Source organism: Arthrobacter pascens, assembly GCF_030815585.1.
In the GTDB taxonomy this organism is placed as follows: domain Bacteria; phylum Actinomycetota; class Actinomycetes; order Actinomycetales; family Micrococcaceae; genus Arthrobacter; species Arthrobacter pascens_A.
In genome coordinates, this window is sequence record NZ_JAUSWY010000001.1 from 2142955 (window position 1) to 2168742 (window position 25788).

Consider the following 25788-nt stretch of genomic DNA (forward strand, 5'->3'; position numbering starts at 1 on the left):
CCCTTTCAAAGTCGAAGGAGAAAATCAGGACGTCGGCTGTCGTGAGCTGAACCGTAGCGGCCGGATGAAGTCCAAGCCGTCGAAGGTGCGCTTGCCGAGGACTTCGTTCGCGGCGATTTCGCCGAATCCCGTGGCATTTTTGAAGCCGCCGCCGGAGAAGCCCGTGGCAACATAGATTCTGCTGCCTTCGTTGAACCGGCCAAGGATGGGGTTGCCGTCCTTGGTATAGAGGTCCGGGAAGGTGTCAGAGCGGACGATGTTGGGGATGAGGCCGGGGAGGAAATCGGTGACGGTTTCGGTGGTCTCGGCGATTTCAGCTGTTGAGAGTTCCCTGGGCACGGTGTCGGGGTTGGGGGTTGGTCTGCCGCGGCCGTCAAGGGTGGCCTTGACTGTGGCGCCGTCGACGGCGGGCGCCCCATACATGGAGCGGCCGTCGTGGACCCGGCTGAAGACGGGGAACTTCTCGGGTATGAACTCTGATGCGTTTTTGGCGACGAACCAGGTCAGGAAGAGCCGTTTGGTTTGGGTTGCTGCCTTGAGGTAATCGGGCATCAGGCGCTGGGACCAGCCGCCTGAGGAGACGATGACGTTCTCGAAGGTCCAGGACTTCTCCCCGGAGGTGATGACGACACCATCGGCGGTCTCGGTGATGCTCTCGATCGGGGTGTTGCTGTGGACTGTCGCACCGTTGGCCTCCGCGGCGGCGACCGCCGCCGTGACCGCACGGTCGGTGCGCAGGGCGCCGGCGTGGGGGTCGTAGACGGCGATGTCGTCCGGGCGGAGGTTGTGCTGCGGGTAGCGTTCGGCCATCTCCTCGCGGCTGAGGATTTCGTGTTCGGCGCCGTTGGTCCTGGTGGTTTCCAGGAGCGGGGGGATGTAGGGCCCATCTTTGGTTCCGATGGACAGTCCGCCGGTACGGGTTAGGATGTTCTGGCCGGTTTCGGCTTCGAGTTCGGCCCAGAGATCCCGTGAGCGTTCCAGGATGGGGTAGAGGTCAGGCACTCCGCGGTAGAGCATGCGGAAGAGCCGGGTGTCCCCGCCCACGGCGCTACGGGCGTGGGCGGGTGCGTGGGCTTCGAATCCGGTGACGGAGTCGGTCAGGCGGGAGGCCTGCCAGAGGGCCATGGATCCGATGCTGCCCAGGCCGATAACGGCGAGTTTGCCATCGGTCATTCAGATCACCTTTCCATGTTCAAAGACGCTTCGCCTCTGGAACCGGGTTAGAGACCGAGGTGCTTGTTGATCTCGTCCAGGGACTTAGCGGTGGTGTAGTCGTAGCCCCAGGTAATGGGGTCGTAGCCACGGTCCAGCACCCACAGGTTGCGGAAGCCCATGTCGTGCATCGGATGCATGTCGTACCGTGTGTGCGAGGCGATGTGCAGGAAGTCCTCCGGCTTGGCGTTCAGGGTGTCCAGCATGTACTCGAAGGCCTGGTAGCGCGGCTTGTAGGCCTGGGCCTGTTCAGCGGTAAGCACGGCGTGGAAGTCTGCGCCGAGCTTGGGAATGCTGATGTCCAGGAAGCTGTCGTCGGCGTTGGACAGGGCCACCAGCTTGTAGTTGTCGCCCATGAGCTTCAGCGGAGCCGGCACGTCATCGTGGGCACCGAAGCCCCGTACAGCCTCAGCGAAGTCTGCGCCCGCACCGGGAGTCGGCCCAATGCCAAAAAACTTGCATACGCGGTCAAAGGAATCCTGAAGGATCTGCTCGTAGGGCTTGTAGTCGCCGCATACCTCGTCAAACCGGTACCCGCGGAAGACCTTCTTGAAGGCCGGCCACTGCTCCTCAGGCAACCGGCCCGCGAGCAGCCGGCGGGTAGTGGAGTCTGTATCCCAGTTGATGAGAGTGCCGTAGATATCAAAGGAGATGTACTTCGGCCGGGAGTTAGTCGGAGCCATGATGAGTCCCTTCAAGGATGTATTAGGAGAGTGGGGCCATGGAGTTCAGCCATCTGTTGTCAGGTGCGACGGGCTGAAGCTTTTTGATTCACTATGAATCTAAATGGCCAGATGTCAATTGTCAACAACTTCTGCGGTCTTTCGCTGTCTCAGGGGGTCGATTTCCAAAAATCGTTGACTATCTACAACTCAAGCGAGTATCGTCGACAATCGACGACACCATAAGGTGGCTCGTCGACAATCGACAACCACCCGATCCGACAACGAGGAACCAGAGGAAACAATGGCATTCGAATTCGAAACCAAGCCGAAGTTCGTGACGTTCGACATGAACGGAACGCTGATCAAGTTCGCTATCAGCGACGCGCTGAGGCAGGTCCTGGGCGACCGGCTGCCAGCCGAGCTCGCCGATGAGTACTTGCAGGCCTGCAAGGCATACCGCATCGACGAGTGCATGGGCGACTACAAGCCGTTCCGCGAGATCGTCGCCAACTCCATGGAACGCGCCTCGCGCCGGCTGGGCATTGAGTACCGTGAGGCCGATGCCCAGGCGGTCTACGAGATTGTCCCCACCTGGGGCCCGTACCCGGGTGTCACCGAGGCACTGAACCGCCTGGCTGAGGAAGTCCCGCTGGTCATCATCACCAACAGCGACACCGCTGATGCTGCGCGCCTCGCAGCAAACCTCCAGGCCCCCTTCGAACTCATCATCAGCGCCGAGGAGATGGGCACCTACAAGCCGCGGCTCGGTGCCTTTGAGTACATGTTCGAGAAGCTTGGCGTGACACCGGATGAGATCGTGCACGTCTCCGCGAGCCCGATGTACGACCTGCGCTCTGCGGCCATCCTGGGTATCAAGAACAAGGTATATGTCGACCGCGGCTTCGAGCAGGACGAGCACTGGCTCGGCTACGAGCGGATCACCGACATCGCCGACCTTCCCGTCCTCTTTGGCCTGCCGCGTCCCGCTGCCTCCTAAGAGGGACCTGAGTACAGATGAGTCTGCCACTACCTCAAACCGTAAAGGGCGACTCGGCTTTGGACCGGCTCGAGGCTCTCGGCCTGGAGCTACCCGTCCTCGCGGATAACCCTTACTACGTTGACCACAGGGCGGTGGACTCCAGCATCCACATCGCTGGCCAACTGCCTTTCAAGGACGGTGCGCTGCTGGGCCAGGGCGTCGTCGGTCGGGACGTCGAGCTGGAGACGGCGCAGGAACTCGCACGCCATTGCGCGCTGAACTGCCTCGCCGCCGCTGTACAGGCGGTGGGAGATCTGGATCGGGTCCGGATCGTGCAGATGCTGGTCTTCGTGGCCAGTGGGCCGGACTTCGGTCTGCAGTCACGGGTTGCCAACGCGGCGAGTGAATTGCTCATCGAGGTGTTGGGCGAGAACGGGCGGCACGCCCGCACCGCGATCGGTGTCGCCGGGCTGCCGCTGAACACTCCGGTGGAGATCCAGATGGTCTGCACCGCCGTTTAAAAATGGGCACGACGGCGGTAGTGTGCGGGACCCGCTGATGCGGGTCCCGCACATCCAGCACTCGAGGAAGCCAGCACCGCAGGCCTCGATCATTTATAGACAGAATCATGAGGAGTACAGCGTGAACCGCATTCAGCGAGCACTCGAGGCTCTCGTCGAGCGAGTTGATACCCCCGCGCCGATCGTGCTGGTCGACGTGATGCAGGACAACATCGACCGCATGCAGGCCTTCGCCACCCAGCACAACCTGGACGTCAGACCGCACGTCAAGACGCACAAGTGCGTGGAAATCGGTCGGCGCCAGCTTAAAGCGGGGGCGGTCGGAATCACCGCAGGCAATGTGGGTGAGGCCGAGGTCTTCGCCGCGGCCGGATTCGACGACATCTTTCTCGCGTACCCGATCTGGCCCTCGGGAACGAAAGGGCCGCGGATCCGCAAACTGGCTGAAACCATCCGGCTGCGCATCGGCGTCGACAACGTCGCGGCAATCAATGCCCTCGCCGACGCGATGGGCGCAGAACCTGAGCGGCTGCAGGTCGTGATTGAGGTTGACTGTGGCGCCCGTCGTTCCGGGGCTCCTCCCGAGGCAGCGGGCGACCTTGCTCTCGCCGCCCACAAGCGCGGCCTAGTTCCGGTAGGCGTCTTTACCTATCCGGGCCATGGCAGCGCCGGACCGGACGCCCGCAAGCGGGCTGCGGATGACCAGGATGCCGCTCTCACCGTCGCGGTGCGCAGCCTCAGCGCAGCCGGGATCACTGCGGAGGTGGTCAGCGCCGGTTCCACACCCACAGTGGAATTCGCCACCAGCAGCGTGATCACCGAGATCAGGCCCGGCGAGTATGTCTTCAACGACCTGAACAACACCAGGCTCGGCGCCTGCACCGAGGATCAGATCGCGCTGTTCGTCGCCGGCACTGTGGTCAGCGACTGGGTCCCCGATCAGGTCATCCTCGATATCGGCACCAAGGCCCTCGGCCGCGAAGGCAGCCCCGAGATCGGCTACGGCGCCGTTGCCGGCACCAACGCCATCCTGTCCAAGCTCAACGAGTACCACGGATTCCTTCCCCTGCCCGCGGGCGGGTTCCGCCCGGGTGTCGGGACCGTGCTTCCGGTGGTCCCCAACCACGTCTGCCCGGTCGTGGTCAATTTCGAGGAATACATCGTCACCGACAGCACTGGCACAACGCTGGAGCGGTGGCCGGTGGATGCCCGCGGATTCCTTAACTGACAGCCCCGGCGGGACTTCCGTTCCCTCCCCGCAACCCAAGCAAACTTACCCCTAAGGAATGTCTGACATGAGACTTGATAAGACCACCGCCCTGGTCACCGGCGCCAACAGCGGAATCGGGGAGGCAGTATGTTCCCAGTTCCGCAATGAAGGCGCCCGGTTGCTGCTCACCGGCCGCAGGGAACAACTCGATAGCGCGCAGCCCGAGGACCTGTATGTCCCGGGGGACCTTAACGACGAGGCGTTCGTCGAAAGCCTGGCCCGGCAGGCCGCCGAGTCCTTCGGCACGGTAGACGTCGTCGTCCTCAACCACGGCCTGCAGGTCAGCGGCCCGCTGACGGAGATGGCCTACGAGGACGCGAAGAACGTGCTCCACAGCAACCTGCTTAGCTCTTTCCTGGTGATGAAGCACTTCGCGCCGTTGATGCCCGCTACGGGCGGCTCATTCGTGCTCGTCAGTTCCCGGCTCGGTATGGTCGGCAAGCCCGATGAAGTCCTGTACTCCGCAGCCAAAGGCGGGCTGATCATGCTCGCCAAGGGCGCCGCGATCGAATGGGCCTCACGCAACATCCGCGTCAACGTCGTCGCACCGGGCCTGACCGCCACCCCGATCATCGAAGCATCGTTCCAGCGCAGGGACGACCCCCAGGCCTACCGCGCCCAGCGCGAAGGCCAGATCCCGCTCCAGCGCCTCGCCACCCCCGAAGAAATCGCCGACGCCATTCTCTTCATGGCGTCAAAGGAATCGTCCTACATCACCGGAGCGGTCCTGCCCGTCGACGGCGGATACACCGCCGCCTGAACACCTCAACGGTTCCCAGACAAAAGAAGGACACTATGACAGCCCTTGCGGCAACACCCCGAAACGGAGAGCTCGGCTTCTGGATGGCCGGACTCGCGGACAGCAGGCCCACCTATCCCCGCTTCACCGGCCAGGACTCTGTAGACCTGGCCATCATCGGTGGCGGTTACACAGGCCTGTGGGCCGCGTACTTCGCCAAGAAACTCGAACCATCACTCAACGTCGCTGTGTTTGAGGCAGAACAGATCGGCTACGGCGCTTCCGGACGCAACGGCGGCTGGCTCTCAGCAATGCCCCCAGGAAACCGCGCCACCTTCGCTCGCGCCTCCGGCGGCGGGCTGGATGCGAGCCGGGCCTTGCAGCAGGAGTTTGTCGCCGGCGTCGATTCAGTCCTGGACATTCTCCAGGCCGAGGGCATCAACGCGGATCAGAACAAAGGCGGCGCGCTCGTCGCCGCCCACACCAGGGCAGGGCTGGGCCGGCTGGTAGCAAGGCGTGACGCCGACTGGAAGTATGGGCTGACCGAAGACGACGTCCATTTGCTTGACCGGGACGAGTTTCAGAGCCGTATCAACATATCCACCGTCCACGGTGGACTCGTTTACAAGCACTGCGCGCGGATGCATCCGGCGAAACTTGTCTACGGCCTCGCCGAAACCCTGACCTCCATGGGGGTCAGCATCTACGAAGGCAGCCGGGTAGGCAGCATCGAGGGCAGGACCCTCACCCTGGACAACGGGCGGGTAACCGCGGCCAAAACGTTCGTCTGCACCGAAGGCTATTCGGGACAGCTGCTTGGCAGCAGGACCCTGATACCGATCAATTCCTCGATGATCGTGACCAAGCCGCTCTCGGAGGAGGCGTGGCAGCAGATCGGATGGAACGGGCTGCAGTGCCTTAGCGACTCCGCACACACGTTCATCTACGCCCAGCGGACAGCGGACGGCCGTATCACCATGGGCGGCCGCGGCATGCCCTACCGCTACGGCTCCGGCACAGGAGGCGCCGGTTCAACACCCCAGTCCACGATTGACCTGATCTCCACAAAACTCCGCTCCTTCTTCCCCGGTATCCCCTTCGAAGTCGACCACGCCTGGTCCGGAGTCCTCGGCGTTACGCGTGACTGGAACGGCGGCGTCCACTGGGACCAGTCGTCGGGGATCGGATCGTCCACCGGCTACGCAGGACACGGCGTCACGGCAGCCTACGTCGGCGGCAGAACCCTCGCGGAACTCGCCTTCGAACACAAAACGGAACGCACCACACTCCCCTGGGTCGGCTACCGGGCACGGAAGTGGGAACCTGAACCCATCCGCTGGCTTGGTGTCCACGGCATGTACCGGCTCTTCGGCATTGCCGACCAATGGGAAGAACGCCGGGATTCCACCAAGACCTCACTCCTGGCCAAATTCGGCAGCAGACTCGCCGGACTCCACGAATAGTCCACCAACCAAAACTTCCATCTGAAACTCCTTGAAGGGAAGCACCATGAAGACCATAAATAAAGTCCAGACTGCCGCTGCGGGGCTTGCCGTCCTGTTGGCCTTGAGCGCCTGTGGCGGCGCGGCTACGGGCACTGAACAGACGGACATCCCTAAGACGCAGAACACTCGAGACGTCTCTGAGGGTGTCCAGCCGGATGCGGCAGCCGTTGCGCTGCTGCCCGAGTCGTTCAAGGCCAAGGGTGAACTGACGGTGGCGATGGATCTGAGCTCCCCGCCGATGACGTTCCTCGCTGAGGACAACACCACCCCCATTGGCGTGAACCCGGACCTCGCCCGCCTGGTGGCCACAAAGCTGGGGCTGAAGCTGAAGTTCGAGAACACGGCGTTCGACACGATCATTCCCGGCATTGACGGCGGCCGCTACGACTTCACTGCCACCACGATGTCCGCCACGGAAGAGCGGCTAAAGGTCCTGGACATGATCAATTACCTTAAGGGCGGCTCGGCCGTGGCGGTCGCCAAGGGCAACCCGCTCAAGCTGACCAACGAGACCCTGTGCGGGAAGAACATTGGCGTGACCAAGGGCTCCACACAGCAACTGAAGCACCTGCCGAACGTCTCGAAGTGGACCTGTGAGGAAAAGGGCCAGCCGGCCATCAACGCCATCACGCTGCCCAACGTCCAGGAGGCCCTGACGCAGCTGGATTCCAAGCGGATCGACGGGGTCTTCTACGACGCCAGCGCCCTGGCCTGGGCCAACGAGCAGCAGCCGGACCACTTCAACATCCTGGAGCCCAGGATGGATACCCGGACGAACACCAGCGTCGCCATGGGTCTGAAGAAGGGATCACCTTTGACACCGGCCCTGCAAAAAGCCATCCAATCCGTCCTGGAAACCCCGGAATACAAGGAATCCCTGGAGTACTGGGGCCTGGCAGAATCAACCATCACCGAAGCCACGATCCGCTAGGGGGTGCCACGATGTTGCAAACGTTTCCCCAAGGAAGTGAAACCACAACGACAGGGAAGGACTCAGCGCTCAAGCCACGGCTCAAGCGGCGGAGCACCTTTGAGTATGTCGCCTGGGTGGTGTGCAGCCTGATCGGCTTGGGCATACTGGCCTCCGTGTCGACCAACCCCAACTTCAGGTGGGGCGTTGTCGTCCAGTATTTCACGCATGAATCCATCCTCCGTGGCCTGCTGCTGACGCTCTTCCTGACCTTTGCCAGCATGGCCCTGGGAACGCTGCTGGGGCTGGGTCTGGCGATCATGAGGGCCTCCAGCATCAAACCGATCGCCGCCACGGCGGGTGTATACATCACCTTGTTCCGCGGGACCCCGGTGCTGGTGCAGCTGATCTTCTGGTTCAACATCTCCGCGTTGTACCCGGACCTGTTCATCGGGATCCCGTTCACGGACATCGGCACCGCCGTGGACATGAATGCGATCATGGGCCCGATCACAGCGGCCCTGGTCGGCCTGACGCTGAACGAGGCCGCCTACATGGCCGAGATCATTCGCGGCGGGTTCTCCTCAGTGGGCAAGGGCCAGCTCGAGGCCGCCGACTCCCTGGGGATGAGCGCCGGCATGAGGATGCGCAAGGTCATCATCCCCCAGGCGATGCCTTCCATCATCCCCGCGACCGGTAACCAGGTCATCGGCATGTTCAAGGGAACCTCCCTGATCAGTGTGCTCGGTGTGGCGGAGCTGCTCCAAAGCGCGCAGCTCATTTATGCCCGGACCTACGAGACCATCCCGCTGCTGTTGGTTGCCAGCCTCTGGTACCTCGTGATGACCCTGTTGCTGAGCTACCCGCAGTCCAAGCTCGAGCAGAAATACTCCCGTTCAACTTCCCGGCTTCCCCGGAAGGCGAAAAAAGTTGTGCTGACTGAACCGGAAGAAGGTAACCTCCGATGAGCGCCGACGGCACCATTCTTGCCCAGAAAATCCGAAAGTCCTTCGGACCCAAAACAGTCCTCAAAGACATCAACCTGGAGATCGCCAGCGGAGAGATCTGCTGCATCATCGGCCCCAGCGGCTCCGGCAAATCCACCATCCTGCGCTGCATCAACGGCCTGGAAACCGTGGACTCAGGAGTCCTGAAAGTCAACGGCGAAGACTTCGGCTACTACGAAACCGACACCGCCTACCACGCCCTGCCACCCAAAAAACTCGCTGAGCAGCGCACCAGGGTGGGCATGGTGTTCCAGTCCTTCAACCTCTTCCCCAACATGACCGCCCAGGAAAACATCATGTCCGGACCCGTCCTGGTCAAAGGCCAGGACAAGAAACAGGCCGGCAAGCGGGCGCACGAACTGCTCGCCAGCGTCGGACTGGCCGGGTTCGGGGACTACTACCCCGCCCAGCTCTCCGGCGGGCAGCAGCAGCGCGTGGCGATCGCACGGTCCCTGGCCATGGATCCGGAGATCATGCTCTTCGATGAACCGACCTCAGCACTGGACCCCGAAAAAGTCGGCGAAGTCCTGGCGGTCATGAAGCAGCTCGCCAAAAAGGGCATGACCATGGTCGTCGTCACCCACGAAATGGGCTTCGCCCGCGAAGTGGCCGACTCGCTGATCTTCATGGACGACGGCTACGTCGTTGAACGCGGAGATGCCCGCGAGGTTCTTTCCAACCCGCAGGAAGCCCGCACCCAGGCCTTCCTGGAACAGGTGCTCTAACCATGGACGGAAAGCTCGCCGTCATCGGCCTGGGCAGCATCGGATCCATGGCCCTCTGGCAGGCCTCCCGCCTGTCCGATTCCGTCACCGGCTTCGAGGCCCAGGCACCCGCCCATGCCCGCAGTGCCGTGGGCGGGGACACCCGGCTCTTCCGCATGCTCTACCGCGGAGTGCCTGACTTCTACCCCATCCTGGAGCGTTCACGGGATCTCTGGGCCGAGCTCGAAGCCGAAACCGGCCAGAACATCCTGACCCGCTGCGGCGGACTCTCCATCGGCACCAAAGATGGGCCCTACATCCCCCCGCTCCTGGAAACCACCAGGACCAACGGCGCCGAACACGAAATCCTCAGCCGCGAGGAGATGGCCCAACGCTACCCGCAGCACAACCTCCGCCCGGACGACGTCGCCGTCTACGACCCCCACGGCGGCGCCCTGCGCACCGACCGTGCGGTCACGGCGGCGGTTGCAGCCGCCCAGTCGAACGGCGCAACGATCCACACCAACACACCGATCGACAGCATCACCGAAACCGGCGATGGCGTGGTCATCACCTCCGGCGGGAAGTCCTGGACCTTCGAGAACGTCATCGTCTCCTCAGGCGGCTGGTCCCAGCGCCTGATGCCCGACTACCTCAAGGCAGCAACCCAAACCAAACGGCTCTTCCTGACCTGGTTCGTCGCCAAAAACGCATCAGAGTTCATACCCGAGAAGTTCCCCGTCTTCAGCCGGGTCCACGACGGCCGCTCCATGTATGGGGCGCCCGCGGTGGATGGGGTCACCGTCAAGGCAACCCTGGACGGCCGCGGCAGACCAACACCGGACCCGGGCGCCGTGCCCAGGGAACTCTCAACAGCTGAAATCGCCGAGACCACCGAAACCGTCACCGATTTCCTCCCCGGCCTCATCCCCAACATCGTCCGCTCTGACACCTTCCCTGATCTGTACACCAAGGACGGCAACCCCATCCTTGGCCCGTTCAGCGAAGGCAGCAGGATCTACTGCGCAACCGGCTTCTCCGGCGGCGGCTTCAAAAATGCCACGGGATTCGGCGAAATCGCCGCGAACGAAGTCCTCGGCAAGCGCACCTTCGACGGCTTGGACTTCATCCGGCCGCTTCGGTTCAAGACAAATTCCCTTCCCCAACCACTGAAAGCGTGATATGAGCACTTCATTTGACCCCACCTCTCTTCACACCGAGCTGTTCATCGACGGCGCATGGCAACAGGCAACCAGTTCTGCCGCCTTCCCGGTGGAGAACCCGGCCACGAACGAAATCATTGCTCACGTTGCCGACGGCGGTCCCGCAGATGCTGCCCTGGCCATCGAGGCAGCCGGCCGTGCGCAGACGGAGTGGAGCAAATCCACTCCCCGCGAACGGGCGGACATTCTTCGCCGCGCCTTTGAACTGGTGATCGCCAACACCGACAGGCTCGCCGCAATCATGACCGCGGAGATGGGCAAGCCCCTTGCAGAAGCAAGGGGCGAGGTGGCCTACGGCGCTGACATGCTTCGCTGGTTCTCCGAGGAAGCTGTCCGCATCGGAGGTGACTGCGCCACCTCCGTGGACGGTAACACCCGGATCATGATCACCAAGGAACCGATCGGTCCATGCGTGTTGGTGACCCCGTGGAACTTCCCACTCGCCATGGGCGCCCGCAAGATCGCGCCGGCAGTCGCTGCCGGATGCACCATGGTCTTCAAGCCGGCGGCTTTGACCCCACTGACGTCGCTCGCCCTTGTAGAGATTTTCCGGGAGGCCGGCCTTCCCGACGGCGTCTTGAACGTCGTCACCACCTCCAAGGCCTCCAGTGTTGTAGATCCCTGGATGAGCAAAGGCATCGCACGCAAGGTCAGCTTTACCGGCTCCACCGAGGTGGGCAAGACATTGCTGCGCCAGGCAGCCGACAACGTGATGCGCTCCTCCATGGAGCTTGGCGGAAACGCCCCATTCATCGTGCTCGCTGACGCCAACATCGAAAAGGCCGTCGAAGGCGCCCTGAAAGCCAAGATGCGCAATATGGGCGAAGCCTGCACGGCCGCTAACCGTTTCTTCGTCCACCGCTCCGTCGTCGAGGAATTCAGCGAGAAGTTCGCTAAGACGATTTCCGAACTGCAGGTAGGCAACGGCGTACTGGCGGGCACCGACGTCGGGCCTCTCATCGACCGGAAGGGCCTCGAAAAGGTCGAAAGCCTGGTTGCCGATGCTGTGTCAAAGGGCGCACGTGTACTGACGGGCGGAAGCCGTCCGGAAGGTCCCGGCTACTTCTACTCCCCCACCGTCCTGGTTGATGTGGCGTTGGATTCCGAACTGATGAGCACGGAAATCTTCGGTCCGGTAGCGGCGATCACGCCGTTCGATAGCGAGGATGAAGTGCTTCGCCTGGCCAACGATACCGAGTGGGGCCTGGTGGGGTACCTGTTCACCGAAAGCCTGGACAAAGGCATGCAGTTCTCCGCGGAACTGGAGGTCGGAATGGTCGGTCTCAACACCGGGCTGGTTTCCAACCCGGCGGCACCCTTTGGCGGCGTCAAGCAGTCCGGCCTGGGACGCGAAGGCGGGAAAGTAGGCATCGAAGAATTCCTGGAGTACAAGTACACCGCGCTGGCTGTCTAACGAATGGAAGGAAGGCCTACATCCCAGCTGATCGCTGATCACCTGCGCGAACAGATCGTCCTTGGGCATATCCGCCCCGGACAACAGATCAAAGAGTCCCGCCTGGCGAGCCAGCTCAACAGGTCCAGAGGTCCCCTGCGGGAGGCACTACAACGCTTGTGCCAGGAAGGTATCCTCATCAGCCGGCGCAACCGGGGAGTCTTCGTCACGGAGATTACGACGCATGACCTTAAAGAGATCTACGAGGTTCGTGAATCCCTAGAATCCGCTGCCGCCAGCAGGTTGTTGGCGGGAAGCCCGAAGCAGATCCAAGACACCTGCGAAGTGCTGAAGGAAATAGTGGCTGACCTGGAGGAGCAAGTGACGGCTTCCAAGTGGCAGACCATTGCACGGCTCGACATGCAGTTCCATTCATCCCTCGTTGCTGGCATGGGAAATTCTCGATTTATCCGTATATACGAGACACTCGCGGCTGAATCAAGAATGTGCATCCTCAACCTGGAAGTCTCCTACCCCAGGGTGGACGATCTGGTGAAGGAACACCAAAACATCCTTGATCTATTGGAGGCGGGCGACAGGAATGGACTCCTTAAGTCCATTAAGCGGCACATGCAAAAAGCCGTTGAGGACCTCACCGCAACCGAGCAGGACAAGCGAATCATTGCCTGAAGCGCACCCCTGACTGCATCTCCAACCACCGTCACCCGGCCCCCTCTTGGCTGACGGTGGTTGGAATCACACATAGTGATGGTTCCCAACGGAGACCTGGCGCAGGTATGACTTTTTGACAACAGGTGACCGCCGTAGTATCGTCGACAATCGACAACTAATCCGAGATCGTCCACACACTGTCTCTGTCGACAACTGGAGGAGTCATGGCCATTGAAGCCACACAGTTCAAGTGGCAAGAACGGCGGACGACCACTCCGGACGGCGTCTACCGCGTGCTGCGCACCGCCATCCTTGACGGAACCGTGCCTCCAGGGGGACAGCTGCGCGAGACGCACATTGCTGCCGATCTCGGGATCAGCCGGTCCCCGCTGCGTGAGGCCCTGACCAAGCTGGAGGAAGAGGGTCTGGTCGTCAAGATCCCCTTCCGCGGATCGTTCGTTGTGGAAGTAAATGCTCGCGACGTCGCCGAGATCGCATCAATCCGTTTACTCGTCGAGCCCTACGCTGCCGAGCTCTCGGCCCCAACACTGCGCGGTCCTGAACGGCTGCGGTTGAAGCAAACCATCGAGGAACTTTATCGGGCCACGGACACCCACGATATACCGGCCAGCATTGACGCTCACCTCCGCTTCCACAGGCTCTTCTATGAGTTTTCGGGGAACTCCGCGCTGCAGGCTCTTTGGAACGGTTGGGAGAACAAGCTGCGTCTCTACTTCGCTGTTGACCATCCCACTTACAGCGACCTCCATGAAATCGCCGTTGAGCATGACAAATTGGCTGCGATTGCTTTGGAGGGTGACTTCGACGGCTTCCGCCAGGAGATGGCCAGTCAGTTCAAAAATGCGCTGCGGGCCCAGCAGTAAACCAGGCGGATGCAGGCCCGGTGAGCATAAGGCCAAGCGGGGTTTGCCTGGCCTGCCGAGACCCAGAGCTCGCAATGGCTGTTGCATTATCGAGACACCGTGGTCGTCCAAGCATGGACCGGCTCGCCCGCAACCTCGATGACCGGCGTGCCCACGTCCAGAGCCTCACCCGCAAAGGCGTGCAGGTGGAGTTCGTTAAGGAGAGCCTGGCCTTCACCGGGGAGGACTCCCCCATGGCCAACCTCATGCTCTCCGTGATGGGGGCCTTCGCCGAATTCGAACGCTCCTTCATCAGGGAACGCCGATGGGAAGGCATCGCCTTGGCCAAGCAACGCGGGGCCTACAGAGGACGGAAAAAGACCCTCACACCCGACCGGCCGCCGGGCTGGCCCAGCGGCCCGGCGACGGTTCCCTTCGTTTCAGATGCTGGGCCTAGGATCTGGGCCTTCTTGGCCATCTTATGGACGCGGCGCAGAGAACTGCTGACGACATCCATAAGGCTCCCCCCGGTCCGGCTGGCGCTGCCAGCAACCCGGCCCCGATCGGCAGCGCAACCTGTCCGAGGCGGTTGCCTAGCAGCCTCAGCGCCAGCGCGGCGCCTCGCGCGTTCGGAGGGACCGCCTGAGTGATGAGTGTCATCGTGATCGGTTGTCCAAGTCCGAGGAAGAAGCCCGTGACGGCGAGGAGGATTCCAGCGAGCAAGGGATTCCCGAACAGCCACGGCAGGATGGCCAAAGTGGTACCTGCCCCCGCGAGGCTGGCGGTGATTAGTCCGGTTCTGCTCCATCGGGACAGCATTACGGGCAGGAGCAGTCGGGACGTGATCGAGGCGGCCGCCCGGATGGCCAGAAGGACGCCGATTCCGATGGGGGCAATTCCGTTTTCCTCTCCCAGTAAGGGGAGGAACGCAACGATAATGTCGGTCGTGGCCAGCAATGCGAGGCTGGCCAGCATATTGGTCTTCACGGTGGGGATACCCAGAAGGTGGGCCACAGACTTCGATGTGGGAGCCTTCGCTGGAGCTGGCTCTGAGGTTTCCCGGGCACTTGCGTGTTCCTTCGTCGATGCCCCGAGAGCGACCGGAATAGCCAGCACCGATATTGCCCCCGCGAGAATCAATGCTGCGTTCGCGTCCATGAGCCGGGCTTCGGCGGGCGCGTTTCCTGCAGATCCCATGGCCAGACCCGCAACAAGGGGACCCACGAGCTGGCCCAGGGAAAACGCCGCGGTGAACCAGCCGAAGGCTGCGTCCATGCGGCTGAGCGGGACGAATCGGGCGATGGCGGACTGCCCGGCAATGGTGAAGCACAGGTGTCCAATACCCAGTACTGCGCTGGACACAGCAACGAGCAGAAGGGATGGGGCGGCCGAGAGCAGGAACGGACCGGCTGCAAGCAAGAGCGTCCCTGCCACGGTGATGCCCTTCATCGAGGTTCGGCGGTCTGACATTCGCCCGAGCCAGAGGGCGAATGCCACAGGAAGGAGGGCGAAAGAGGCAGAGATCAGGCCGACTGCAACCGAGTCACCGCCGAGGGCCAGCACCTTATAGGAGATGAGTGGCCGCGCCAGGTTAAGTGCGATCTGACAAAGCACCGCGGATGCGATCAGCATCCATAACCACCGTGTGGGATTCCTCTCGCTCACCACGTCCCCTTTGGTTCTGCCAGGTCAGTAGATGCCAGGCGAGGCGATTCGGATGAGGGGTGAATCACTGCCGGTACGGGGCTTCTCGAATGCATTCCTTTACCGGAAATCCGCGGCCGTGTCTTTAGCGACGTCCAGGAGCGTTGCCTGGAAGGCCATCTCCGCGGCGGCGCGAACCCTGTCATGGCGGTGCGCCAGAAGCACCCTTCGGGACGGGGCGCTGGCGCCGAGCGAAACGATGCTGACGCCGGGGTGCTTGTTCACGACGGCGGTTCGAGGTGCCAGTGCAATGCCCAGACCTACGCTGACCATGGCCTGGGCTTCCTGGTAGTCGTTGGCGTGGAATGCGATCCGGGGCGCGAATCCTGCGGCGCTGGCGCTCCTGTGCAGTACTTCGACCACGGGGTGTGCCTCTTCGCGAACAATCCACTCCTCAGCGGCCAGGTCTGCTATGTCCACCTGCTTGCGGCGTGCGAGACGGTGGTCCTTGCCGACAATGAGTGCCGTGGCGTCTTCAAAGACGGTGGTCAGGGCGAAGTCTTCGGGATTGATCCGGTTCCATTCGTAATCCCAGAGGAGTGACATTCCAACCTGGCCGTTTTCCAGCATTTCAACCAGGTCCTCAAAACGGCTGCTGCGGACGTGCAGCTCGATCGCCGGGTATTCCTTCTTAAACCTGCTGATGACCACGGGGAGGAACGAGCCGCCCAAAGTGGGGAAAGTTCCCATCGTGAGGCTGCCTCGATTAAGCCCGGCGATTTCTGCCAGGTCCGCTTCTGCCGCGGCCATTTGCCGCAGGATGCGGCGTGTGTGTGATGCGAGGACATGCCCTGCATCGGTGGGTACCATTCCGCGGGTCTGTCGCTGCAGAAGCGGCTGGCCGATTTCAGCTTCGAGCCGTCGGAGCTGCTGGGAAACCCCCGATGGGGAGTACACGTGCTTTTCCGCGGCAGCAGTAATGGATCCAAGCTCCACCACATCCAACAACAATTCGAGCCTTCGAACATTAAGCACGGCCTCTTCTTCCCTTTGAAGTATTGCTTACTCCCCCCTCAAGATTCTAGATGCATGCTTCATCAGAAGCCCAATTTCGCCACACACAGACCGCCCTGTCACATGCTTCACCCAAGAATGACACTCCCATCGAACAAAAGACGGCATTTGATTGAAGTATTAGTGCACGCACCTGCATATTTTGGCGCTTGTAATTCATGTGCGGTGCGCATCACACTTAGACCAGCCGGCAGGGCTTGCAGGCCCAACGAGGGGCCCAGGAAGGTGTGAAAGCAATCATGTATAAGATCCCAGCAGCGTGGATGCGGGGCGGAACCAGCAAGTGCTGGGTGTTCGAGTGGGACAACCTACAGGTCCCCGGGAAAAGCGTGGACGAAGTTCTTCTGCGTCTCTTCGGCAGCCCCGACTACCGTCAGATCGACGGCGTCGGAGGCGGAACGTCCACCACAAGCAAGGCCGTCATCCTGTCCCGCTCCCTTAGTGACCGGGCCGATGTCGACTACACGTTCGCACAGGTGGCCATCGACGAGCAGAGGGTGGACTGGGGCAGTAACTGTGGCAACTGCTCGGCCGTTGTCGCACCGTATGCAATCCAGCGAGGCTGGGTGGCTCCCGGCCAGGAGGTCACGTCAGTCCGGACACTGAACACCAACACCGATCAGCTCATTCTGCAGAAGGTTTCGACGCCGGACGGCAAGCTTCAGGATCCAGGTACCCAGATGATTCCCGGCGTTCCGTTCCCCGGCCTGTCGGTCGGCATGGGATTCCTGGATCCCGCCGGGAGGAGTACCGGGAAACTGTTCCCCACCGGCGAACCGGTGGAGAAGGTGACCTTCGACGGGCGTGAGGTCTCGGCCACGCTCATTGATGCCGGGGCTCCCCTGATTATTTTGGACGCTGAGTCTATCGGCCTCACCGGCAACGAGACGGCGGAGGACATCGACGGCCAGCCTTCACTCCTGGTGCACTTGGACGACGTTCGCAGAGATGCCGCCGTGCGCATGGGCCTTGCGGCCACACGCGCTGAAGCCGCGAGGGCGATACCGAAGCTCGCGCTGGTCGGCAAAGCGGGGCGGGACGACGAAGCCGACCTCAACGTGAGAATGCTGTCCATGGGCAGGCTCCATCCGGCCTTGGCTATTACGGGAAGCGTGGCGCTCACCATGGCTGCGCAGCACGAAGGCACCGTGGTCCGGGACCTCCTTACAACTGATCCATCGTCCGGGCTGATCATGCGCACGCCCGCCGGTCTCGTCCAGACATGGGCGGAAATCAGCGACGGCGTGCCCGTCGTCGGAACCATTCGAAGCGCCCGCCTCATCGCGGACGCTGAACTGCTGCTTCCAGAGTCCTGGTAAGCGGAACACTAAACAACAGCCTGTCCTCTCATTAACGCCGGAGTGGTGTTGCATTGAGGTAGGCCCAACCAAAGGATTCCTCAATGACGAGCAATAAGTCATCCTTGGAGCCGCCCGGACTCTCCCCGGAAGGCACCGACGGGCAGACCGAGCCTAGCGAGCAGCCCGATCCGCCCAAGCACTCCCGGCGCACCATCCTTACAGCTGTAGGCGCCTTCGCACTGCTGGGCACCGCAACCACCGTCCTGGGTGGAAGCTTGCTGAACCCGCCTTCCAGCACCGAAGACGGCGATTTCAGTGGCGAAACCCTCGAGTTCCTGATTCCCCTGGCCTCCGGCGGTGGTACAGATACCTGGGCGCGCTTCATCGGCACCGAACTGACTAACTATGTTCCAGGCCGCCCCGGTTTTGCGCCCGTGAACGAAGCAGGCGGTGAAGGCATCCTGGGCACCAACAGGTTCGCCCGCTCAGCCAAGACCGACGGCACCGAAATCCTCGTCGGGACAGCATCGACAGTCGTTCCCTGGGTCCTGGGACGCTCGGCCGTGAAGTACTCCTTCGAAGACCTCAAGCCCGTCGTCGTCAACGGCACCGGCGGAGTCATTTATGCCCGGGCCGAAGCCGGGGTAGCCGGTGTGCAGGACCTGATCAACCGGGACACCCCGCTGGAGTTCGGCGGGATCAGCGCCACAGGCCTGGACATCACCACGCTGGTCGCCTTCGACCTGCTCGAGGCCGACGTGACAAGTACGTTCGGCTTCGAAGGCCGAGGACCGGTCAACCTGGCCCTGCAGCGCGGCGAAATCGACCTGGACTACCAGACGACCTCCGCCTACGGCTCAGCCGTCGCCGGCATCGTCAAGGAAGGCAAAGCCGTCGTCCTGATGTCCTTCGGCCAGTTGAACGAAGCCGGGGACGTCATCCGTGACCCCAACTTCCCTGAGGTGCCCACGGTCGCAGAAGCGTACGAAACGCTTTACGGCAAGAAACCCTCCGGCGAAAAGTACGAGGCCTACAAGACCCTGCTCGGCCTGACCTACACCTACCAAAAGGGCCTCTGGGTTCCACAGGAGACCCCGGAGAAGGCCTACGAGCTGCTGCGCCAGTCCAGCGAAAAACTTGGCACCGACACTGGTTTCCAGGAAAAGGCTTCCAAAGTACTTGGCGGCTACCCCCTCGCCGCGGACACCGGCATGGCCGACCGCGTCCGGGACGCCTACAAAGTCAGCGCCTCCGTCCGGTCCTACGTCACAGGGCTGCTCGGGGACAAATACAACATCCACGTTGAATAAGGACAATCATGCTTGACTCCGCAATGGCAGCGCTGGCATCCCTCGCTGACCCCTCCCTCCTCATCATGCTCCTGATCGGCACGGTCGCCGGTCTCATCATGGGCCTCATCCCCGGACTGGGCGGCACAGGCGCCGTTGCAATCCTGCTGCCCATCACCTTCGGCATGGAACCGCCCCAGGCGCTGGCGCTCCTTATCGGAGCCCTCGCCGTCGTGCACACCTCAGATACCGTCTCCGCAGTACTGCTCGGCGCCCCAGGCTCGGCATCCGCCAGCGTCACCATGCTCGACGGATACTCCATGGCAAAGAAGGGGCAGGCAGCCCGCGCGCTGACCCTTGCGTTCCTCTCATCCATGGCCGGAGGCATCATCGGCGCGGTCGGCCTGACCCTGGCGATCCCGCTGGCCCGCCCCTTGGTCCTTTCCTTCGCAAGCCCCGAGCTGTTCATGTTGACCGTCCTCGGTGTATCTTTGGCGGCAGTCTTGTCACGGGGAAACATCATCAAGGGAGTCTCGGCAGGCCTCCTTGGCCTGATCCTGGGCATGGTTGGAACCTCGCCGACCACAGCTGAGGAACGCTTCACCTTCGGCAGTCTGTTCCTCGGCGACGGCCTGTCACTCGTCGCCGTTGCCTTGGGCATCTTCGGTCTGGCCGAAATCGCATCTCGCGCCAGCCAGCGCCGCGGACAAAAGCAAACCATCAGCCTTGGTGGCGGATGGGGCCAGGGCATCCGGGAATGGCTTACCCACTGGACCCAGGTCATCCGCGGAGCGCTCATCGGTATCTGGGCAGGCGTCCTGCCTGGCGTTGGCGCCACCGCCGGAACCTGGATGGCCTACGGCCAGGCCGTCGCAACCGCCAAAGACAAGCGCCAGTTCGGCAAGGGCGACCCCCGCGGCATTGTCGGCCCCGAAAGCGCCAACAACTCCGTGGAAGCCGGCGACCTGATCCCCACACTCCTCTTCGGCATCCCCGGCGGCGTGCCCTCAGCGATGCTCCTGGGAATGCTCCTCACCTACGGCATCCAGCCCGGACCCTCCATCATCACCGAACACCTCGACCTGATGTACCTGATCGTCTGGTCCTTCGCGATTGCCTCGATCCTTGGCGCGCTGCTCTGCTTCCTCAGCGTCAAACAGCTTGCAAAACTGACCAAGGTCCCCTTCGCCGTCTTGGCAGCAGGCCTCGTAGCCATCATGCTCCTGGGCTCATTTCAGGAAGGCGGCCAGCTCGGCGACCTCTGGATCATGATCGTCCTCGGCGCCTTCGGCTGGCTGCTGAAATCGACAGGGTTCCCCCGGGCGCCTTTCCTGATCGGTTTCGTCCTGGCCATTCCGCTGGAACGCTATTACTTCCTCACCGACAGCCTCTACGAAGGCTTCGACTGGATGGCCCGCCCCGGCGTCATGGTCTTCCTGGCAATCCTGATCCTGCCGATGATCTGGGCGTTCATCAAGTTCATCCGCGCCCGCCGGCACACAAACCTTGACGATGGTCACCGGGACGAACAGCCCGAGGACGACGAAGCTCCGCTGAAGAATTCAACCTGGTCCCTCACAGCATCAAGCATCTTCTTCGTCGCGTTCGCCGCCGCCTTAATCTCGTCCGCTTCATTCTCACCGGAAGCCAGACTGGTCCCCCAGCTGGTGAGCACCGGGGGCCTGATCTTCTCCGGTATCCTGCTCTTCATTGAGATCCGGAGAAGGCTTCACGACGGAACCCCGAAGGCAGATGAGACCCTTGCTGAGAAGGCAGAGGAGGGGATCCTTGGTACACAGACCGCGAAGGCAGGTTGGACGCTTGACGCAAAGTTCGCGTTGAAGACCTTCCTATGGATGACAGGCTTCCTGGCTCTCACGGCCGCCTTCGGATACCTAATTGCAGTCACGATCTTCATCCCGGCCTTCCTCCTGATTGTCGCAAGGGCCCGGCTCAAGGTCGCCATCATCTACACCGGCGTCCTGTACATAGTGCTCCTGGCACTCCCCTCGCTGCTGCCGATTGACCTGCCCCAGGGCTGGCTCAACACCCTCGTCTAGCACCCGGACACCCCACAAATAGAACGCCATTGGAGAATCAAAAAATGACGGTACTCGTAGCCTACGCATCCGCTCCCGAAGGCAGGGAGGCGCTGACTGAGGGGATTAAGGAAGCTCATCGGCGGAAGTCAGACCTACTCATCGTGAATATCGGCCGAGGCCACCACGACCTGGATGCAGCGGAATTGAAGGAGCTGGAAGGCCAACTGACCGAGGCCGGATTGGCTCTGACCATCGAATCCTCGATCCTGGCAGATCCAGGGGACGCGGTCATCCAAACCGCACAGGACCGCGGCGTCGAAGTGATCGTCATTGGACTGAGGCACCGCTCCATGGTGGGCAAGCTCATCCTAGGCAGCACGGTTCAGCGCATCCTGCTGGACGCCACCTGCCCCGTCCTCGCAGTCCGGCCCGACAAACTTTGACCCGGCCCTACTGACCGCCGGACGCATTGTCCGGCGCGTGTGCTGCCGTTCCCGCACTCCATCGCAACAGGTAGCCCGACGGACGGGCGCGAGGACAGCGCAGCATACAAACGGAGGCAGGGTGATCAAAAACGGTTACCCTGCCTCCTCCCATAAGAACCATCCGCCCGAACCGCCCTTGAACAAGGACAACTGAGATGAACACCCGCTCTCGCATAGCCAAGCGCCCCACCGGATCCCCGACGCCCGAACCCATTCCCAACTGGTCCACACTCTCCCGCACCGACCAAGTAGAGATCCACAATCACGGGCAAGTCATAACCTCAGGCCGCATCGACATGCTAGCCATGGACGGCAGCGTCCTCTGGCTCCAGCAGGACCAAGGAAAGGGCCGGGCACTGTTCCTGCACAGCGATGGACTACGTGTGTACCGGCGACCAGTCAAGCGAACCTGAGCTGACGACGTCCCAAAGAAAATGGAATTGCACGCCCCTGATCTTTGCACCGGGTCGTCGCGGCGGCTTCGGATCCACCCCTTGGTGTGACCGGACTCATCAGGCCCGACAACGTGGATCACGGGCGGGGTGATCATCCGGTTAGGCACACCCCAACCTGGGGCCAGGTAGCCACACAAATACCGTCAGAATAGGGTCCGGAAGGCATTTCTGCATTCCCTTAGCAGGAGTCTCAGGTCCCGCCTGACAGACGGTCGCCCGGGCGGCCGGCCTTTGCTGGCAGGCCGACCGCATAGTCAAGGAAACATCGGGTGCAGGCTGCCTTGGACCGTGTGAAAGCCCGCTTTTTTGCTCGTCTTTCCTGGACACACGGCTGTGCTGCCCGGTCCCGGCTTGCATGTTGACAGTTCGCACTACGTATATGGACTCGAATTCCTCATGCGGCAATCCCTCCCTTCAGCCCTCTCATGGGCTGAGGCACGGAAAATCTCATGACCGATCACCGGCAGCCAACCGGCCGAAAGGGCGATGGCGGTACGAGGAGTCAAGAAAGCCGGCAAAGACGACTCCCATACCCAACGCAGACGGATCGAGCCGAAAATCCGGCGGTTGATAGGGGCGATCGCACGCGGGGGTCAAGGGTCAGATGTGCAGTGGCCTCGGACTTCTTTCCTGGTCGGATACGAATGCGGCTTCTTCCGTGATGTCGACGCCGGAAGGAGCAACGTCATTGGTGGCATGGTGCAGGAACCTGTCGGCCACGGGATTCTTGACCCGGTGCAGTGTGCCGGTCTCGTCCGGCACCAGGTCCCAGAGGCCCATGGTCAGCCGGTAGTGTTCCAGCGGTTCGGTGCCGTAGCGGTAGGTCCATTCGTACATGTCGGTTACCGGCCACCAGGTGTAGCCCACGATGTTCTGCCCCTCGGCACGCAGCTGCTGCACGCATGCCACGGAAGCGTCCAGCCACTGGAGGCGCTGGTGGTAGGAGCCGGTCAGGCAGGTTTCGGTCAGTGCCACCGGAGCGCCGTACCGCTGTCCGTAGGTGGCGAGAACGTCGGCCAAACCTTCGGTCCAGTCGTTCCGGACAGCGCGGGGGTCAGCGATGTCTCCACGTACAGCCTTGCCAGTCTCAAGCAGTTCGGTGGAATGCAGCGGGTAGTAGTTCACACCCATGACATCGGGCAGCACGATGTTTTCCAGGTGCCAGCTCAGGTCGTAGTCGCTCATGCCATGACGGCTGAGCCAATGCGTGAGTTCGTGGTCCGCGTCAACCTTGCCTGTGACGAGGTCCTCGACAAGATATGAACGTGCCTTGAGGTGACGGATTTCCTCATCATGTTCGCCGGTGGTGGAGTCGCTGACGAACCGGAACCCGGCGTCCACATGGGTGAAGACGGCACGCTCACCCAGGACCTCGGACATGTTCTGCTGCGCCAGGACGAAGCCTTTGGACAGGTTGCGCACGAGGGCGACCAGACCGTCGTCGCCGGACAGGTATGGCGGCCAGTGTCCGAACTTTCCCGAGAACAGGGTATGGATCATGGGCTCATTGACCGGGGTGTAGTCCACCACCGTGTCGGCGTAGCGGGCGGCGACTCGTGCTGAGTAGTCGGCGACGCGTTCTGGGTAGCTGGAGTTCAAGAACTGGTTGTCCAGCCAGGTGGGGGTGCCGTAGTGCATGAGGTCCACCAGGGGGCGGAGTTCGAGTTCAGCGAAGCGGTCCATGACCTGATCCAGCCAGTCCCACTTCCATACACCCGGCTCGGGGTTGATCCGGTACCAGGGGATGCCCCAGCGGAGAAATTCACCGCCGGCTTCCTTGGCGAGTCCTAGGTCCTGGTGCCAGAACCTGTAGTGCTGTGTCAGCTCGTATTCATCGAGGGACCGTTCACCGGCGCGTTCCTGCGGGATGAAGGTATCTTCGATGCCCAGGCCGAAGTGCAGGCGCCCGTCTTCAAACCAGTTCAATCTTTCCTCATTTCAATCCGGTGGTGGCGACGCTTTCGATGAAGCGTCGCTGGACAAACATAAAGATGGCGGCGAGGGGCAGGATGGCCACGAGGGCGCCTGCCATCATGACGCCATAGGGGACGATGCCGCCGGGTCCGGTCAGGAGGGTCAGCCCGGATGTCAGGGTGCCCATGTTCTTGTCCGTGGTGAATATCAGCGGCCAGAGCAGGTCGTTCCAGTTGTTCACGAACACGAACACGCCCAGGGTCAGGATGGCGGGCATGGCATTAGGAAGGATGATGTTCCAGTAGACCCGCCACTCGGAGGCGCCGTCGATCCGGGCCGCGTTATCCAGATCCCTGGGCAGGGACAGGAAGAACTGGCGCAGAAAGAATATGCCGAAGGCGTCCGCAGCCCGGGGGACGATCAGCGCGGCGAAAGTATTGACCCAGCCAAGGTCGCTGGCGAGTTGGTAGACCGGTACCAGGGTGGCTTGGAATGGGATCATCAGGCTGGCGATGATCGCGATCAACAGAAATTTCTTGCCTGTGAAGTCGATCCGGGCAAGTGCGTACGCGGCCAGTGAATCGAACAGCAGGGCGAGAAGCGTGACGCCGCCAGCGAAGATGAAGCTGTTGGCGATCAGCCGGACGAAGGGCAATTCCTGGAAAATTCGGGCAAAGTTATCCAGCGTCCACTGTCCTGGGACCAGGGTCGGTGGGAAGGCATTGACCTCGGTTGCGGGCTTAAACGCGGTGAAAACAATGATTGCGATGGGCAGCAGGATTACTGCGGTCGCCAGGGCCAGCAGGGCGACCACCAGTGCCCGGTTCAGGCCCGACCGCTTGGCGGAATGCGTGGCGGCCTCGGTCCTGAAAAGCCGGGAGGCGAGCCGTGGGCGGAGTGTCGTGGACATCAGTCACCTTCCCGTTCACGTTTTCCGAAGAAAACGAACTGGATAACGCTCAGCAGCAGCGTGGCAGCGAGCAATACGTAGGACAGCGCCGAGGCGAAGCCGACGTCGAGTTTGCGGAAACCGGAGGTGTAGATCTGCATGACCACCGTCTCCGTGTGCCCGTAGGGTCCACCGCCGGTCATCACATAGATCTGGTCGAAGGCCTGCAGCGCCGCGATGAGCGCAAAGATGAGGACGAACGCCGTCGTGTTCGAAAGCATCGGCATGGTGACATGCCGGAAGCGGCTGAACGGGCCTGCCCCGTCGACCTTCGCTGCCTCATAAAGGGATCCGGGGATTTCCTGGAGACCGGCGAGAAAGATGACCATGTAAAAGCCGAAGCTCTTCCAGACCGCAACGAACGCGACGGCGGGCATAGCCAGGACTGGGTCCTGCAGCACATTCCCGATCCGGATCCCGGCCGAGCCGAGCCAGTAGTTCAGCAACCCGACATGCGGGTCGATCAGGTACGCCCAGGCGATAGCCGCCACAGCGAGGCTGATGATGAACGGCAGGAACAGCGCCGTGCGGAAGAAACCCCGGAACGGCAGCCGCGGATCGTTCAGCAGCAGTGCCAGGGCAAGCGCCAGGGCTACAGCCGTCGGGGTGAACAACACCGCGTAGAGGGCAGTGTTGACCACGGCGTTGATGATGACAGGGTCCGTGAAGATACGGGCATAGTTCTCGAAGCCGACCCACTTTTCCTTACCGAAACCGCTGGCGTCGGTAAAGGACAGGCGAAGGGCAGAGATCATTGGCCAGGCGGTGAACGCGGCGAGGACCACGAGGGCGGGGAGAAGGAATCCCAGGGCCTGGAAGTTTTTGCGGCGCTGACCAATGGCGGGATTCCGGCGGCCGCCGAGGGGTGCCGGAGCCCGGTACCGCGGTGTCTTCAGCGACGTCTTTTTGTGCATGGTGGTGCTCATGGGAGCTTCTTTCCTGGGGATGCGGCACCCGTGGGCGCCGCATCCG

24 protein-coding genes and 1 pseudogene are annotated in these 25788 nt (G+C 62.0%); 18 read left to right on the forward strand and 7 right to left on the reverse strand.

Annotated features, from left to right (window positions below; translation table 11 throughout):
- Window positions 1-24: 24 nt before the first annotated feature.
- Window positions 25-1173, reverse strand: a complete 1149-nt coding sequence (solA, locus tag QFZ30_RS09995; RefSeq protein ID WP_307075771.1) for an N-methyl-L-tryptophan oxidase — start codon at window positions 1171-1173, stop codon at window positions 25-27.
- A gap of 47 nt (window positions 1174-1220) precedes the next feature.
- Window positions 1221-1895, reverse strand: a complete 675-nt coding sequence (locus QFZ30_RS10000) for a haloacid dehalogenase type II (RefSeq protein ID WP_307075773.1) — start codon at window positions 1893-1895, stop codon at window positions 1221-1223.
- A 283-nt stretch (window positions 1896-2178) separates the two neighbouring features.
- Here QFZ30_RS10000 and QFZ30_RS10005 point away from each other — a divergent pair, with 283 nt between their 5' ends.
- The 13 genes and pseudogenes from QFZ30_RS10005 to QFZ30_RS10065 form a co-directional block, all read left to right on the forward strand.
- Window positions 2179-2874 carry a haloacid dehalogenase type II gene (locus QFZ30_RS10005; RefSeq protein WP_307075775.1) on the forward strand — a complete coding sequence of 232 codons (696 nt, stop codon included), beginning with the start codon at window positions 2179-2181 and terminating at the stop codon, window positions 2872-2874.
- Window positions 2875-2891: 17 nt separating this feature from the next.
- The gene (locus tag QFZ30_RS10010) at window positions 2892-3377 is read left to right on the forward strand and encodes a RidA family protein (RefSeq protein ID WP_214975500.1); all 486 of its coding nucleotides are present in this window, start codon (window positions 2892-2894) and stop codon (window positions 3375-3377) included.
- A gap of 121 nt (window positions 3378-3498) precedes the next feature.
- Window positions 3499-4605, forward strand: a complete 1107-nt coding sequence (locus tag QFZ30_RS10015) for an alanine racemase (protein WP_307075778.1) — start codon at window positions 3499-3501, stop codon at window positions 4603-4605.
- 67 nt (window positions 4606-4672) lie between these two features.
- Complete coding sequence (locus QFZ30_RS10020) at window positions 4673-5407, forward strand: SDR family NAD(P)-dependent oxidoreductase (protein ID WP_307075780.1); 735 nt, start codon at window positions 4673-4675, stop codon at window positions 5405-5407.
- A 35-nt stretch (window positions 5408-5442) separates the two neighbouring features.
- A complete protein-coding gene (locus QFZ30_RS10025; protein WP_307075782.1) occupies window positions 5443-6849 on the forward strand; it encodes an NAD(P)/FAD-dependent oxidoreductase in 1407 nt (468 codons plus the stop codon).
- A 46-nt stretch (window positions 6850-6895) separates the two neighbouring features.
- Complete coding sequence (locus tag QFZ30_RS10030) at window positions 6896-7822, forward strand: ABC transporter substrate-binding protein (RefSeq protein ID WP_307075784.1); 927 nt, start codon at window positions 6896-6898, stop codon at window positions 7820-7822.
- Between the two features lie 11 nt (window positions 7823-7833).
- Window positions 7834-8769, forward strand: a complete 936-nt coding sequence (locus QFZ30_RS10035) for an amino acid ABC transporter permease (protein ID WP_307075786.1) — start codon at window positions 7834-7836, stop codon at window positions 8767-8769.
- A complete protein-coding gene (locus QFZ30_RS10040; protein WP_307075788.1) occupies window positions 8766-9533 on the forward strand; it encodes an amino acid ABC transporter ATP-binding protein in 768 nt (255 codons plus the stop codon). Before QFZ30_RS10035 ends, QFZ30_RS10040 begins: the two co-directional genes overlap by 4 nt.
- Before the next feature lie 2 nt (window positions 9534-9535).
- On the forward strand, window positions 9536-10693 hold the full coding sequence (locus QFZ30_RS10045; RefSeq protein WP_307075790.1) for an FAD-dependent oxidoreductase: 1158 nt from the start codon (window positions 9536-9538) through the stop codon (window positions 10691-10693).
- Between the two features lies 1 nt (window position 10694).
- Window positions 10695-12149 carry an NAD-dependent succinate-semialdehyde dehydrogenase gene (locus tag QFZ30_RS10050; protein ID WP_307075793.1) on the forward strand — a complete coding sequence of 485 codons (1455 nt, stop codon included), beginning with the start codon at window positions 10695-10697 and terminating at the stop codon, window positions 12147-12149.
- A gap of 3 nt (window positions 12150-12152) precedes the next feature.
- On the forward strand, window positions 12153-12818 hold the full coding sequence (locus QFZ30_RS10055; protein ID WP_307075795.1) for a GntR family transcriptional regulator: 666 nt from the start codon (window positions 12153-12155) through the stop codon (window positions 12816-12818).
- A gap of 206 nt (window positions 12819-13024) precedes the next feature.
- On the forward strand, window positions 13025-13684 hold the full coding sequence (locus QFZ30_RS10060) for a GntR family transcriptional regulator (RefSeq protein ID WP_307075797.1): 660 nt from the start codon (window positions 13025-13027) through the stop codon (window positions 13682-13684).
- Between the two features lie 110 nt (window positions 13685-13794).
- Window positions 13795-14093, forward strand: a pseudogene (locus QFZ30_RS10065) (recombinase family protein); the annotation flags it as partial.
- A 23-nt stretch (window positions 14094-14116) separates the two neighbouring features.
- On the opposite strand, the gene QFZ30_RS10070 reads toward QFZ30_RS10065, so the two are convergent.
- Both QFZ30_RS10070 and QFZ30_RS10075 read right to left on the reverse strand, forming a co-directional pair.
- The gene (locus QFZ30_RS10070; RefSeq protein ID WP_307075798.1) at window positions 14117-15328 is read right to left on the reverse strand and encodes an MFS transporter; all 1212 of its coding nucleotides are present in this window, start codon (window positions 15326-15328) and stop codon (window positions 14117-14119) included.
- Window positions 15329-15427: 99 nt separating this feature from the next.
- Window positions 15428-16342, reverse strand: a complete 915-nt coding sequence (locus QFZ30_RS10075) for a LysR family transcriptional regulator (protein WP_307075801.1) — start codon at window positions 16340-16342, stop codon at window positions 15428-15430.
- Between the two features lie 278 nt (window positions 16343-16620).
- Between QFZ30_RS10075 and QFZ30_RS10080 the strand changes: the two genes are divergently transcribed.
- From QFZ30_RS10080 to QFZ30_RS10100, 5 genes are all read left to right on the forward strand, one after another.
- On the forward strand, window positions 16621-17700 hold the full coding sequence (locus QFZ30_RS10080) for a PrpF domain-containing protein (RefSeq protein ID WP_307075803.1): 1080 nt from the start codon (window positions 16621-16623) through the stop codon (window positions 17698-17700).
- 83 nt (window positions 17701-17783) lie between these two features.
- Window positions 17784-18992 (forward strand): hypothetical protein, encoded by a 1209-nt coding sequence (locus tag QFZ30_RS10085; RefSeq protein WP_307075805.1) that lies wholly within the window; start codon window positions 17784-17786, stop codon window positions 18990-18992.
- Window positions 18993-19000: 8 nt separating this feature from the next.
- A complete protein-coding gene (locus tag QFZ30_RS10090) occupies window positions 19001-21031 on the forward strand; it encodes a tripartite tricarboxylate transporter permease (RefSeq protein WP_307075807.1) in 2031 nt (676 codons plus the stop codon).
- A gap of 44 nt (window positions 21032-21075) precedes the next feature.
- Entirely contained in the window at window positions 21076-21456 is a 381-nt protein-coding gene (locus QFZ30_RS10095; RefSeq protein ID WP_307075809.1) for a universal stress protein, read from the forward strand.
- Between the two features lie 197 nt (window positions 21457-21653).
- Window positions 21654-21911 (forward strand): hypothetical protein, encoded by a 258-nt coding sequence (locus QFZ30_RS10100; RefSeq protein WP_307075811.1) that lies wholly within the window; start codon window positions 21654-21656, stop codon window positions 21909-21911.
- A gap of 642 nt (window positions 21912-22553) precedes the next feature.
- Here QFZ30_RS10100 and QFZ30_RS10105 read toward each other — a convergent pair.
- Genes QFZ30_RS10105 through QFZ30_RS10115 form a run of 3 tightly spaced genes read right to left on the reverse strand, consistent with a single transcriptional unit; the run spans window position 22554 to window position 25742 of the window.
- Window positions 22554-23879, reverse strand: a complete 1326-nt coding sequence (locus QFZ30_RS10105) for a family 1 glycosylhydrolase (protein ID WP_307075813.1) — start codon at window positions 23877-23879, stop codon at window positions 22554-22556.
- A gap of 7 nt (window positions 23880-23886) precedes the next feature.
- Entirely contained in the window at window positions 23887-24777 is an 891-nt protein-coding gene (locus tag QFZ30_RS10110; RefSeq protein WP_307075815.1) for a carbohydrate ABC transporter permease, read from the reverse strand.
- Window positions 24777-25742 (reverse strand): carbohydrate ABC transporter permease, encoded by a 966-nt coding sequence (locus QFZ30_RS10115; protein ID WP_307075817.1) that lies wholly within the window; start codon window positions 25740-25742, stop codon window positions 24777-24779. The genes QFZ30_RS10110 and QFZ30_RS10115 overlap by 1 nt, the downstream gene beginning before the upstream one ends.
- Between the last annotated feature and the right edge of the window lie 46 nt (window positions 25743-25788).

Bases quoted from the DNA above. Each gene is read 5' to 3' on its own strand.
- solA (WP_307075771.1), bottom strand. From the start codon at position 1,173: ATGACCGATGGCAAACTCGCCGTTATCGGCCTGGGCAGCATCGGATCC.
- QFZ30_RS10000 (WP_307075773.1), bottom strand. From the start codon at position 1,895: ATGGCTCCGACTAACTCCCGGCCGAAGTACATCTCCTTTGATATCTAC.
- QFZ30_RS10005 (WP_307075775.1), top strand. From the start codon at position 2,179: ATGGCATTCGAATTCGAAACCAAGCCGAAGTTCGTGACGTTCGACATG.
- QFZ30_RS10010 (WP_214975500.1), top strand. From the start codon at position 2,892: ATGAGTCTGCCACTACCTCAAACCGTAAAGGGCGACTCGGCTTTGGAC.
- QFZ30_RS10020 (WP_307075780.1), top strand. From the start codon at position 4,673: ATGAGACTTGATAAGACCACCGCCCTGGTCACCGGCGCCAACAGCGGA.
- QFZ30_RS10025 (WP_307075782.1), top strand. From the start codon at position 5,443: ATGACAGCCCTTGCGGCAACACCCCGAAACGGAGAGCTCGGCTTCTGG.
- QFZ30_RS10030 (WP_307075784.1), top strand. From the start codon at position 6,896: ATGAAGACCATAAATAAAGTCCAGACTGCCGCTGCGGGGCTTGCCGTC.
- QFZ30_RS10035 (WP_307075786.1), top strand. From the start codon at position 7,834: ATGTTGCAAACGTTTCCCCAAGGAAGTGAAACCACAACGACAGGGAAG.
- QFZ30_RS10040 (WP_307075788.1), top strand. From the start codon at position 8,766: ATGAGCGCCGACGGCACCATTCTTGCCCAGAAAATCCGAAAGTCCTTC.
- QFZ30_RS10045 (WP_307075790.1), top strand. From the start codon at position 9,536: ATGGACGGAAAGCTCGCCGTCATCGGCCTGGGCAGCATCGGATCCATG.
- QFZ30_RS10050 (WP_307075793.1), top strand. From the start codon at position 10,695: ATGAGCACTTCATTTGACCCCACCTCTCTTCACACCGAGCTGTTCATC.
- QFZ30_RS10055 (WP_307075795.1), top strand. From the start codon at position 12,153: ATGGAAGGAAGGCCTACATCCCAGCTGATCGCTGATCACCTGCGCGAA.
- QFZ30_RS10060 (WP_307075797.1), top strand. From the start codon at position 13,025: ATGGCCATTGAAGCCACACAGTTCAAGTGGCAAGAACGGCGGACGACC.
- QFZ30_RS10080 (WP_307075803.1), top strand. From the start codon at position 16,621: ATGTATAAGATCCCAGCAGCGTGGATGCGGGGCGGAACCAGCAAGTGC.
- QFZ30_RS10085 (WP_307075805.1), top strand. From the start codon at position 17,784: ATGACGAGCAATAAGTCATCCTTGGAGCCGCCCGGACTCTCCCCGGAA.
- QFZ30_RS10090 (WP_307075807.1), top strand. From the start codon at position 19,001: ATGCTTGACTCCGCAATGGCAGCGCTGGCATCCCTCGCTGACCCCTCC.
- QFZ30_RS10095 (WP_307075809.1), top strand. From the start codon at position 21,076: ATGACGGTACTCGTAGCCTACGCATCCGCTCCCGAAGGCAGGGAGGCG.
- QFZ30_RS10100 (WP_307075811.1), top strand. From the start codon at position 21,654: ATGAACACCCGCTCTCGCATAGCCAAGCGCCCCACCGGATCCCCGACG.
- QFZ30_RS10110 (WP_307075815.1), bottom strand. From the start codon at position 24,777: ATGTCCACGACACTCCGCCCACGGCTCGCCTCCCGGCTTTTCAGGACC.
- QFZ30_RS10115 (WP_307075817.1), bottom strand. From the start codon at position 25,742: ATGAGCACCACCATGCACAAAAAGACGTCGCTGAAGACACCGCGGTAC.